The 12,083-nt window shown below is 37.1% G+C and carries 12 protein-coding genes; 11 read left to right on the top strand and 1 reads right to left on the bottom strand.

Annotated elements, in window-relative coordinates:
* The first annotated feature begins 721 nt into the window (after positions 1 to 721).
* Positions 722 to 1,888: an amidohydrolase gene (locus JNL75_12610; protein ID MBL7790663.1), complete on the top strand. Its 1,167-nt coding sequence runs from the start codon at positions 722 to 724 to the stop codon at positions 1,886 to 1,888.
* A 112-nt stretch (positions 1,889 to 2,000) separates the two neighbouring features.
* Here the strand turns inward: JNL75_12610 and JNL75_12605 are convergent, their stop codons facing one another.
* Positions 2,001 to 2,822, bottom strand: a complete 822-nt coding sequence (locus tag JNL75_12605) for a ZIP family metal transporter (protein ID MBL7790662.1) — start codon at positions 2,820 to 2,822, stop codon at positions 2,001 to 2,003.
* Positions 2,823 to 3,055: 233 nt separating this feature from the next.
* On the opposite strand from JNL75_12605, the gene JNL75_12600 reads away from it, so the two are divergent.
* From JNL75_12600 to JNL75_12555, 10 genes are all read left to right on the top strand, one after another.
* Positions 3,056 to 5,659, top strand: coding sequence for an AAA family ATPase (locus JNL75_12600; protein ID MBL7790661.1), 2,604 nt, complete (start codon positions 3,056 to 3,058; stop codon positions 5,657 to 5,659).
* A gap of 37 nt (positions 5,660 to 5,696) precedes the next feature.
* On the top strand, positions 5,697 to 6,389 hold the full coding sequence (locus JNL75_12595) for a 16S rRNA (uracil(1498)-N(3))-methyltransferase (GenBank protein ID MBL7790660.1): 693 nt from the start codon (positions 5,697 to 5,699) through the stop codon (positions 6,387 to 6,389).
* A 96-nt stretch (positions 6,390 to 6,485) separates the two neighbouring features.
* Positions 6,486 to 6,863: a GxxExxY protein gene (locus tag JNL75_12590; protein ID MBL7790659.1), complete on the top strand. Its 378-nt coding sequence runs from the start codon at positions 6,486 to 6,488 to the stop codon at positions 6,861 to 6,863.
* 25 nt (positions 6,864 to 6,888) lie between these two features.
* Positions 6,889 to 7,980 carry a lipid-A-disaccharide synthase gene (gene lpxB / locus JNL75_12585; GenBank protein ID MBL7790658.1) on the top strand — a complete coding sequence of 364 codons (1,092 nt, stop codon included), beginning with the start codon at positions 6,889 to 6,891 and terminating at the stop codon, positions 7,978 to 7,980.
* Positions 7,981 to 7,982: 2 nt separating this feature from the next.
* Positions 7,983 to 9,017, top strand: a complete 1,035-nt coding sequence (locus JNL75_12580) for a zinc-binding dehydrogenase (protein ID MBL7790657.1) — start codon at positions 7,983 to 7,985, stop codon at positions 9,015 to 9,017.
* On the top strand, positions 9,014 to 9,958 hold the full coding sequence (locus JNL75_12575) for a S41 family peptidase (protein ID MBL7790656.1): 945 nt from the start codon (positions 9,014 to 9,016) through the stop codon (positions 9,956 to 9,958). Before JNL75_12580 ends, JNL75_12575 begins: the two co-directional genes overlap by 4 nt.
* Before the next feature lie 79 nt (positions 9,959 to 10,037).
* Positions 10,038 to 10,637, top strand: coding sequence for an ATP-dependent Clp protease proteolytic subunit (locus JNL75_12570; protein ID MBL7790655.1), 600 nt, complete (start codon positions 10,038 to 10,040; stop codon positions 10,635 to 10,637).
* 9 nt (positions 10,638 to 10,646) lie between these two features.
* Positions 10,647 to 11,030 carry a hypothetical protein gene (locus tag JNL75_12565; protein MBL7790654.1) on the top strand — a complete coding sequence of 128 codons (384 nt, stop codon included), beginning with the start codon at positions 10,647 to 10,649 and terminating at the stop codon, positions 11,028 to 11,030.
* A 16-nt stretch (positions 11,031 to 11,046) separates the two neighbouring features.
* Positions 11,047 to 11,571, top strand: a complete 525-nt coding sequence (gene hpt, locus JNL75_12560; GenBank protein ID MBL7790653.1) for a hypoxanthine phosphoribosyltransferase — start codon at positions 11,047 to 11,049, stop codon at positions 11,569 to 11,571.
* A gap of 13 nt (positions 11,572 to 11,584) precedes the next feature.
* Positions 11,585 to 12,082 carry a hypothetical protein gene (locus tag JNL75_12555; protein MBL7790652.1) on the top strand — a complete coding sequence of 166 codons (498 nt, stop codon included), beginning with the start codon at positions 11,585 to 11,587 and terminating at the stop codon, positions 12,080 to 12,082.
* Position 12,083: the final 1 nt, after the last annotated feature.

The raw sequence follows: 12,083 nt of genomic DNA, 5'->3' as shown, positions 1-12,083 counted from the left end.
TCGCCCTATTTCAGTGAAAAACAGTGGGTGCGTGAGCGATGGGAGGAACTTAAGAGTGAAAAGTGAAAAGTTTAAAGTGAAAAGTTTTGGGATTGAAGCCTAGAGGAAATGATTAATGATTAAGGTTTAATGTTGAATAGGTTTAGTAGTATCACAAAGTTCCAAGAAGGGTAAGCACAAAGCCACACAAAGTATATTTCTTCATATTCCGTGAATTCTGTGAGATATCAAAAAACTTCGTGTAACTCCGTGTCACCTCTGTGTACCTTCGTGAAACAACACCTAGCAAACGTTGAATTTTAATTTTGAATAGGTCTAGTTGTATCACAAAGTTCCACGAAGGGTAAGCACAAAGCCACACAAATTATATTTCTTCGTATTCCGTGAATTCTGTGAGATATCAAAAAACTTCGTGTAACTCCGTGTCACCTCTGTGTACCTTCGTGAAACAACCCCCAGCAAACGTTGAATTTTAATTTTGAATAGGTCTAGTTGTATCACAAAGTAATTGCGCAAAGTTACAAAAGTATGGTACTGTGTATTCCTCCGGAGGTGGACAGACAGGTCTGAGATTTCTATGAGAATTTAAAAATCTTCGTGTAACTCTTCTGGAGCATCGGTATAAGTTGTGCCAAAACTTTGTGTAACTCTCTGAAACAATTCCCAGTAAACTATTAAAAATTAAAAAATAAAAATTCATAATTATAATTACCTTTGTTATATGAACTTAAGCACCTACCCTACCTATTCCTACCACCAAGAACTCCTGCGATGGAGACACCATATGCACAGCCATCCTGAGTTGTCTTGGGAAGAGGTTCAGACTACCCAGTTTATTCAGTCTGAATTAGAGAAAATGGGAATTACCAGTATAGAAAAGCCATTGTCTACTGGACTTGTGGCTACTATAACTAGCGGAAAGGGTAAAACCATAGCCTTGAGAGCCGATATCGATGCACTGCCTATTTCAGAACAAAATACCTGTGAATATAAAAGTAAAAATGAAGGCGTGATGCACGCATGTGGTCACGATGTTCATACCACTTGCTTATTAGGAGCGGCCAAATATCTTATGGAAAACAAAGATAAATGGCAGGGTAGCATAAAATTAATTTTTCAACCCTCCGAGGAAAAACAGCCATCTGGTGCAGAGGCATTTATTAAAGCAGGTGTACTAAACTCAGTCGAATCCATTATTGGTCTCCATGTGACTCCAGAATTAGAGGTCGGGAAACTTGGGTTTCGGACGGGTCCATTTATGGCATCGGCCGATGAAATATATATGACGATTTTGGGTAAGGGAGGACATGGCGCTTCACCACACTTGTGTATAGATCCCGTAGTGATTTCGGCGCATATTATTCTAGCACTACAAAATCTAGTCAGTCGCTACGCAGATCCTAAAACGCCTACTGTATTGACTTTTGGCGATATTCATGGATTTGGTGCCACGAATATTATCCCAGAAAAAGTAGAACTCAAAGGCACGCTTCGCACCTTTGATGAAGCTTGGAGAAAAGAAATTCAACAAAAAATTAAGGATATTGCACAGGGGATAGTGAAAAGTTTTGGTGGAGAGTGTGTCGTGGATATCCCGCTTGGTGTTCCATTTGTGAATAATGACGTGGAATTGACAACTAAGATTTCTGATTTAGCAGCCAAATTAATAGGTATAGAGAATGTTGTAGAAATGCCTATCCGTATGGGGGCAGAGGATTTTTCATTTTATGGACATCATTGTGCGGCAAGTTTTTTCCGCTTAGGCACAGGAAATACATCGAAGGGGACTACGATTTCCGTTCATAATCCGAAATTTGATATTGATGAAGATGCCTTGGTTATAGGTAGTAGCGCTATGGCGGAGATGGCAAGGGTACTATTGAAGTAGTCGCAGAGGGTAGTTCTCAGTCGGAGTCGTCAGTAGTTTGTGGTCAGACAACGGTGATTAGTTTCTAGCAACAACAACTTAAAACTTATCACTTAAAATTTACAACTAAACATTACCCCAACCCTACATCCAGCAACATCATGACAATAAACCCAGCTATAAAACCGAGTGTGGCTATATCGGTATAATTATCTTGTTGCGTTTCTGGAATCACCTCTTCTACCACTACATAAATCATAGCACCGGCAGCGAAGGCAAGTGCATAGGGCAATATGGGTTGAATTTGTAAAACGAGCAAAGCGCCTATCACCCCAGCCACAGGTTCGACGATAGCAGACATCTGCCCATACCAGAAGGATTTGAATCGACTTAATCCTTGTCGTCTAAGTGGCATACTGACTGCGATTCCTTCTGGAAAGTTTTGAATACCAATACCTATAGCTAAGGCTATAGCTCCGCCATAGGTTGCGCCTTCTATGCCCGCAGCTGCACCCCCGAAAAGCACTCCTACGGCAAGTCCTTCGGGAATGTTATGCAGTGTGATAGCCAATACGAGTAGTGTGGTTCTATGCCAGCCTGTCTTTACTCCTTCTGCTTGTTCGTCTTGAAAATTAATATGAAGGTGAGGAAGCAATTTATCCAAAGCAAACAAAAAAATAGCCCCCAAGAAAAAACCAAAAGCTGCAGGAAAAGCCTTAGAGAATCCTTCACCGGGACTCATCTCAATAGCCGGAGCTAACAAAGACCAAAAACTGGCGGCTACCATGACACCACCTGTAAAGCCCAACATGCCATCGAGTGTTTTTCTAGACAGATCCTTAAAAATAAATACAATAGCAGCTCCACTCGCAGTTAGTAGCCACGTAAAACTGGTAGCAAAAAATGCAGCCCAAACCGGTCCGAGTGCTACGATATTTTCAATTAACTGGTTCATGTGAAAGTCTATTAAAAGCAAATTTAAACAACTAACTGATTAATAATTAATAATTAACAATTAATAATTACTAATGAAATTCAATATTGCGTTAGCAAAACAAACTATCTATAAACTCAAATATGCGAAACAAAAATAGCGCACTTCGTTAAGGAATCCAAACAAAATCAAAAAAAAACTTCTGCATTGAAAAATAGTATATATTCGCATAGTATTTGAATGAATAAAAATATATGTCCGATAACTATAAATATAAAAGCCTTAAGGTTTATACTTCGAATGAATGGCTCTACGAGTCTAAAAAGTATAGGCATGTATTTGATAGCAATGAAGTCAGACATATCTATGCCGAACTAGCGTTTTTCAATAAACGATTTGATGAAGGAGAATGGACTGCACGAATCAACTTAAAAGCATTTTCAACTAAGACTGCACGCATAGAGTTGTGCAATATACATGCGACACGTATAGTAAAAGCAGAAGACAATATTGTATTTGTGCGCGAAGGTTGGGGACAAGAAATGCCAGGAAGTTATTGGAAAGAAGGCGAGTACTGCTGGGAAGCTTATATCGATGATGAATTAGTGGCTACTACATATTTCTATGTCTATGATGTAGGACTGGTCACTACCTATGAAAATAAATATTTTTTCATTTCTGATGCGGCTTTGTACGAAGGCCCCGATAGCAACTTGAATATTTCCGAGCGAAAATATTTGATGGAGTTTGATTATAAAGAAACTCGTTTTGTATGGGTAGAATGTGAGATAGAAAATTTGCTAGATAAAGATTGGATGTGTGAAATGACCTTCAATTTTTATAACGATGCACGACAATTAAAAGGAAGCTCAGTGCGCATGGCACGCATACCTAGAGGTGAGAGTTACCTCTTCGAAACAGGCTGGGGAAGCGATGTCAAGGGTTCATGGTTTGAGGATAATTATACTGTAGAAGTGGTATTTATGGATACCCTTATCGCGGTGATACCATTTAAAATGGGCGATAAATACACAGAAGGGGAATCAAACTTAATCACTATAGGCAGTGAAATGTTTAATAACATGGGCATGCTCCCTATGAGTGTAGAAGAGGAGGTCGATGCCAAGACCTTAGATGAATTGATTCAAGAATTAGATAGTTTGACAGGGCTGGAGAATATCAAACAGGAAGTGAAAGACTATGTACAATACCTTAATTTCTTAGTTATTCGCAAGGAGAAAGGTTATGATGACAACTCTGGAATATCAATTCATTCGGCCTTTTTAGGAAATCCAGGAACTGGTAAAACTACTGTAGCACGATTATTGGGAAAGATATTTCATAAATTAGGATTTTTATCCAAAGGGCATATTCACGAAGTGGATAGAGCAGATTTAGTAGCGGAATATATAGGTCAAACGGCACCTAAAGTAAAAGAAGCTATAGATGCTGCTCGTGGTGGTATTTTATTTATTGACGAGGCTTATGCGCTTTATCGCTCTGGTGAAGATTCCAAAGATTTTGGTCGGGAGGTCATCGAAATATTGCTCAAAGAAATGAGTGATGGCAAAGGAGATTTGGCAGTTTTCGTAGCTGGTTACCCTAAGGAAATGGAAGTATTTTTGGACTCTAATCCTGGCTTGAAATCTAGATTTTCACACTATTACTATTTCCAAGATTATACTCCGCAAGAATTGGAGGAAATCGCCTTATTAGAATACAATAAACATAAATTAAATTTATTGCCAGAAGCTAAGGCTTTGCTTTCTAAAAAGTTGGTCGATGCCTATCGTTCGCGCACCAATTCATTCGGAAACGCCCGTATGGTCATGTCTGTGGTCAATGAGTCCAAAATGAATATGGGTATTCGATTGATGAAAAATGAAAATGTCAAGGAATTGCCTGCCGAAGTATTTGCCGAAATCACAGAAGCGGACATCAAAGAGGTCTTTGAAGAAAACAAAAAGAAGAAACCGCATATACCGGTAGATGAAGAACTCTTAAAAGATAGTTTAGCAGAACTCAATGCCTTAGTGGGTTTGACGAATGTCAAGAAAGAAGTCAATGAATTGATAACACTCGTAAGATACTATCAAGAAGAAGGCAAAGATGTTTTGAATAAATTTCCTCTGCATTCTGTTTTTTTAGGAAATCCAGGAACAGGGAAAACGACGGTCGCCAGAATTCTAGCAAGAATTTTCAAAGCCATTGGGATAATAGAAAGAGGAGATTTGATAGAATGTGACAGAGAAAAACTCGTCGGAGCCTTCGTGGGTCAGACTGCTATTAAGACCACAGAAATGATAGACAAAGCCAAAGGCAGCGTCTTGTTTATCGATGAAGCCTACTCCTTGACATCTGGACACGGGGGTGATTTTGGAAATGAGGCTATAGACACCTTGTTGAAGCGAATGGAGGATCAGCGCGGTGAGTTTATTGTTATCGTGGCAGGATATACCGATAGAATGATGAACTTCTTGGAGAGCAATCCAGGATTGCGTTCACGCTTCGACAGAAAATTTGATTTTGAAGATTATAGTGCCGAAGAATTGCAAACTATTTTCTTTAATATGTTGGCAAATGAAGAATTGAAACTCGATAAAAAAGCCAACGAATTTATGTTGGATTATTTAAAACAACTCGTCCGTCAGAAGTCGAAATATTTCGGTAACGGTCGCGCGATAAGAAAGTTGGTAGAGAAGGTAGTTAAGGTACAAAATCTTCGCTTAGCAGAAATGCCTGCAGAAAAGCGTACAGATAAAATTAGGGCGACCATCACTATGGACGACGTGAAAGACCTGGATCCAACGAAAGATGATTTCTTGGAAAGCGGCAAAGGAGTGAGGATAGGGTTTTAATTTTTAGTTTCGAGTTGTTAGTTTTTAGTATATAGCCATGCAACTCTTCTATTCTCACTCTTGGTCTCAAACCGAACCTTTCTTTCTCAGCGAAGAAGAGAGCAAACACTCTGTTTCTGTACTTCGACATCAAGTTGGTGATAAAATTCATATTATTGATGGGAAGGGCTCTAAACTAATATGTGAAATTTTAGTCGCTCATCCAAAGAAAACTCAGTTGAAATTTATTGAGAAAATAAAAACCAATCAAAGAGCCTCTGAGTTGCATATAGCCATTTCTCCTACGAAATCTAATGATCGATTTGAGTGGTTTTTAGAAAAGGCTTGTGAAATAGGAGTGGGGAAAATCACTCCTATCATCTTTCAGAGAACAGAGCGAAACAAGGTCAATATTGAGCGATGGAATAAAATCATCCAGTCAGCATGTAAACAGGCGCAAGTCTTTCATTTTCCATTATTAGAAGAGGCAATCAAGTTTGAAAAATGGATAACAACTTGTTTAGAAAACACTTTTGTGGCTTCGATAGGTGCTGTGAAAAAGATTTCAGATTTTCCTAAAACAGATTATGCGACGATTGTAATAGGTCCTGAAGGTGATTTTTCCGAGGAAGAGTTTAGAGTCATTCGAGATTTAGGTTTAAAAGAGGTATCTTTGTCTAAGAATGTATTGCGAGTGGAGACAGCTGGATTGGTTGCATTGACGCAGGTGGGTTTTCTCGCAAATGTTTAATTATTTCTCACGGAAAACACAGAAGACACGGAAAGTTTGATAGGAGGAAATTCTGTGTATTCCGTGCTTTCAGCGAGAGCAATAGAAAAATGTTATATGGATGTAAATGAATTGACTTATTTGATAAGAGGAGCTTGTTTTGAAGTTCATAAAGAACTCGGTACAGGATTGTTTGAAAGTGTTTATGAAGCTGCTTTGATCTTTGAATTAAAGACATTGGGCTTAGTGGTCGATTCTCAGATTGACCTTCCCGTTTTATATAAGAATAATGAATTAGGCTTGGGATTTAGGATAGATATACTGGTAGAAAACAAAATTGTATTAGAGATAAAGTCTGTAGAATCCTTAAAAAATGTACATAAAAAGCAATTGCTTACATATTTGCGATTAGCTGAAAAGAAAATAGGATTTCTAGTTAATTTTAACGCAGAAATTCTTAAAGATAAAGAGTCTATTATTCGTGTCATTAATTAAAAATTCTCCGATTTCTGTGAATTCCGTGCGAGACCAAAACCATTTATTTATCATTTCTGGCGAGGCATCAGGCGATTTGCATGGCTCGAATCTAGTCAAAGAATTATTGACTCAAAACCCCTCGCTAAAAATCTCTGCTTGGGGAGGCGGTAAAATGCAAGCTGCTGGTGCCCATATTCTCAAGCATTATCGTGAGCTCGCGTTTATGGGTTTTTATGAGGTTATTCGAAATTTACCCACAATAATCCGAAACTTTGGATTAGTTAAGAAACAAATTTTGGAAGTTAACCCTAAGATTGTTGTATTGATAGATTATCCGGGTTTCAATCTTAGATTACTCCCATGGTTAAAGAAGAATGGCTTTGTGGTTATCTATTATATTGCCCCTCAGGCCTGGGCTTGGAAAGAAAATAGAGTAAAAAAAATGGCGAAGTATATCGATGAACTCCTTGTTATTTTGCCATTTGAAGAAGAGTTTTTTCAAAAGAGAGGCGTAAAGACTGAGTTTGTGGGGCATCCTCTTTTACAGTCAAAAGTTGAAAGTAGAAAGTTAAAAGACAAGAGCCAAATCGCTTTGTTACCGGGAAGCAGGAAACAGGAAGTGGAGCATATTCTTCCGGTTATGTTGAGTGTGCAAAGTGAATTATTGGGCTACAAATTTCTGGTAGCCGCTATGAGTCATTTAGGGAAGGATTTCTATAGAAAGATAATTGGAAATAAGGATATTGAATTGGTTTTTGATGACAGTGAAAAAGTAATAAATAATTCAGATATAGCAATGGTATCTTCGGGAACAGCCACTCTGCAAACCGCCCTCGCAGAGGTTCCCCAGATTGTATGTTATAAGAGTGGGCTATTAAATTATGAAATTGGTAAGCGATTAATCAAGGTGCCTTTTATTTCTCTTGTCAATTTAATTTTTGGAAGAGAAATCGTCAAAGAACTCATCCAGGATGATTTAAGTAAAGAAAATTTGTTACGTGAAATTCGTAAATTAGAAGATGAAACTTATAAGCAGGAGTTAGTCAGTAATTATCGAGAACTAAAGTCAAAGCTTGGACAAAAAAATGCCTCGAAGCGAGTGGCGGATATTATTATTCAAAAATTAAATAAATAAAAATGCAAGCTGCATATTTAATCAAAAAAGGCAAGGCTGCAAAAGCCTTTGAATGGCGAGAGGTAGCAAGACCTCAACCTAAATTGAATGAAGTATTAATAAAAGTTTCTGCTTTCGGTTTAAATTATGCTGATGTGATGGCGCGACTAGGTTTATACCCGGATATGCCACCCATGCCTTGTGTCTTGGGCTATGATGTATGTGGATGGGTCGAAGAAGTAGGAAGTGGAATTTCTAAATTTGCAAAGGGAGACCATGTGGTAGCCTTGACCCGATTTGGAGGATATGCAGACTATGCTATTACAGATGAAAGAGCCTGTATTAAGATTGATCCTCAGATTCCTGCATATCAACAATTGGCTATGGCTACTCAGTTATCAACGGCATATTGCGCCACTATGGAGTCTATCAATTTAAGAGAGGGTGATACTATCCTCGTCCATGCAGCTGCAGGGGGTGTCGGATTAGGTATAGTGCAAATAGCCCTTTGGAAAAAATGCAATATTATAGCCGTGGCTGGTAGTTCTGAGAAACTGAATTTTCTTAAATCTATTGGCGTACAGCATACTATTAACTATAAAACAGAAGATATTTATCAAAAAATCCGAGATTTCGGATCCTATAAGAAAATCGACTTTATTTTCGATAGTGTAGCCGGTGGTAGAAATATAAAACAGGGCTTTAAGGCTCTTAATAGCGGTGGGAAGTATGTCATTTTCGGCGTATCAAAATTGAGTGGTCCCAAAAACATTTTTGGACTTATACCCGAGTTATTAAGTTTTGCGACAACACTATTTTCCCCCGCAAAATTCTTGATGCCCAGTAAATCGATGATAGGCATTAACATGCTAGCCATAGCCGATAGCAAACCTGAGGTAGTCGAGCGATGTATGCAAGAAGTTTATAAACTCTATCAGCAAGGAGTATTTCCTCATATTCATGGAGTCAATTATCAAAAGAGTCAATTAGTAGAAGCACACAACTTATTGGAAGATGGCAAAACGATTGGTAAAATTGCAATAATTAATAACCTATGAAATTAAGGCATTGGTGTATTCTATTGTCGATGTTTTATTTTGTGAGTTTGAATTCGCAAAACCTAGATTCTATAAGAAATCAAGCGTTTTATAGCGAAATACTAAATATAATTCAAAATCATTCTATAGTATCGGACTCTATTAAATGGACACCATTTAGAAAAGAAATAGAATTTTTAGTGTCCTCGTATCCTAAAGATTCTGGTAGGGTTATTATACTTAGAATAATCAATGAGCTAAGAAAATATGGTGATAATCATTCATCATGGAGAAGCAGAAAAAGGGAAATGGAAAGATTAAAAATGAGTGATTCGTTAAAAGTACCTCACTTGATAGAAGTAAAAAAGGGTATCGTACAGCTCATAATACCTAGTTATACTCAAAACAATGATTTAGACCAATACCGTTATCTAGACTCAGCATTAAGACAGATAGAAAAATATGATACAAAATCAAACATAAAAGGTTTGATAGTAGATTTGAGAGGAAATGGCGGAGGCAATATGTATCCTATGATAGCGTGTATTTTACCTTTTATTGAGTTAGACTCCCTGGGTTACTTTATTAAAAAAAACACAAAAACATCGTGGTACGCTATTTTTCAGGAAAACAAAATGCCTATCAATAGAGTAAGACCTTATAAATGTAAAACTCTAGATTTAAAAATTGCAGTATTGATAGATAGTAAGACAGGAAGTGCTGCCGAAATGACCGCTATTTCTCTCATAGGGAAAAATAATGTAAAACTATTAGGACAGCCCAGTTCTGGACTAGTGACCGCAAATAAACGTTTTAAATTATCCAATGGTTCAATACTGGCATTGGCAGTAGCCTGGTGTGCAGACCGTAATGGTAGAGTATATAAAGATAGATTAGAGCCAGATATTAGAGTAAAGAATGAGGATATCATCCGCGAAGCTTTAAATTGGATAGAAGAATAATCAAAAGAAATCAACTAACAAAAAATAACAGACATGAATGCTCTGCATAGTTAAATTTGCAATATATTAAATATAAGTGATGATTTTTTACAACGAAGAAGAAAAAGAGGATAAAGAAAAGGAAAAGGAAGACAATGGACTTTCAAAGAAAATGGAAGAAACCTTTTTAAAGAAAAGGAGAGTTTTTCTATGGGGGGTGGTTGATGATAAATCTATGGAGAAAGCTATCAATCAGGTATTGCTTTTAGATGCTTTGGATCCAGGAAAAGATATTGAACTATTTATTAGTAGTCCAGGAGGCTCAGTCACAGCAGGACTTTCCTTATTAGATGTAATGAAAATGATATCGTCTCCTGTGCATACTATCTGTATGGGTTTGGCTGCTTCTATGGGATCTATGTTGCTCAGTCAAGGAGTCAAAGGCAAGCGAAAAATATTTCCGAACGGAAGAGTAATGATACATCAGCCGTCCATAGGTGGAGTCCAAGGACAAGCTATTGAGTTGGAAATTACAGCAAAACAAATCGTTAAAACGAGAAGAATTTTAGCTGAAATTTTAGCTGAGAATTGTGGTCAGTCCGTAGAGAAAATATTGAAAGATTTTGATAGAGATTACTGGATGGATGCTAAAGAGGCATTGGAGTATGGTATTGTAGATGAAATCATTACTAGTATTTAATAGACTACCATGACCTTAGAGCAGATAGAGGCTAAAGTAGGCGAAATATTAGGTTTGAATAGCGACCACTTAGTGTTTTCATACAAGAATATCAATGAGGTCACCCAATTGGATATTATCACCTTTAACTCTAGGCACTCGCAGTCATTTTTATTTCATACGGTCAAGGCTTTAGATAAAATAGAAGCAGCCAGCAAGGCATTAGAATACATTCAAAAGCATTATCAGAAGGAAGATTCTTATACGCTACAATGGATAAAGATAGGCGAGCAAAACCTACACACATCTTATTTTAGAGCTAAAAATCTCTATGAAGTGCTCGATAAGTTTTATTATGAGCGCGATGTGAATTCTTATCGCATCTACAATGTCAGTTTAAACCCCATGAGCTAGAGTGAGTAGTGAATTTATTCAAATTTTAGACTTAAAATTTCGGCCATATATATCAGCAGTAAAGCTAGATGAAAAAGTGTCAGAAATAGCTATAGCAATCGATAGAGACTATAATGGCAAAAGTCCCCTTTTCATTTGTGTGTTGAATGGTTCATTTATTTTTGCGAGTGATTTGTTGAAGAAAGTTTCTATTCCTTGTAACATAGAATTTGTTCGATTAAAATCTTATGAAGGACTAGCGACCACCGAAAAGGTCCGCGAAGTATTAGGCTTGACTTGTGATATCAAAGGAAGAGATATTATCATTGTTGAAGATATTGTGGATACAGGTCATACCTTGGCTCATTTTCTAGAGTATCTCAAATCTTATGAGCCTCGTTCGGTTAAAATCGCTTCATTAATTTTTAAGAAAGAGGCTTTTCAAAAAAAGTTTCACATAGATTATCTAGGATTTGAAATAGAAAACAAATTTATAGTTGGATACGGATTGGACTATAATGAATATGGTCGGAATCTTGATGCGATATATCAATTGATTTAAAAAATTCGGTCATATGAATAAACTAATAGTTTTGATAGGTATTGTTTTATTTACTTCTTGCGAGGATAAGGAAAAAGGTCCTATAGATGATTTAGTAATAGCGAAAGAAGATGGTAGTCAAGAAGTGAAAGTTGAGCAGCTTTCGATTGAAGATGTCGCCAGACTAGAAGCAGAGGCAGGAAAACAAGGCGAAACCTATCAAGGAGTGCTCAATAATGAAATAGAAAAAACATATAACCTAAAATCGGATACGAATCAGCGTATAACTTGGAAACTCGATGCCAGCCTACCCAATGCATCTTTATTCATTTATAAGGAGGTGATTTCTACTGTGAAAAAAGATTCTTCAAATGTGGTTAAGGTAAGAGACTATAAACTAGTATGTCAGACAGATTCATGTGTGCAACAGAATAAAAAGCAAACTAGTTATAGAGCTGTTGTAAAACTTGACCCTAAGTTTTCTAGCTCTGATTCAACATGTGAATTCACCTTAAAAGTAATTAAAAACTAAA

It is taken from the genome of Chitinophagales bacterium, assembly GCA_016787225.1.
GTDB lineage: Bacteria > Bacteroidota > Bacteroidia > Chitinophagales > JADJOU01 > CHPMRC01.
Note: the sequence above shows the minus strand (reverse complement) of the source record. Positions and strands in the feature narration are given on the sequence as shown.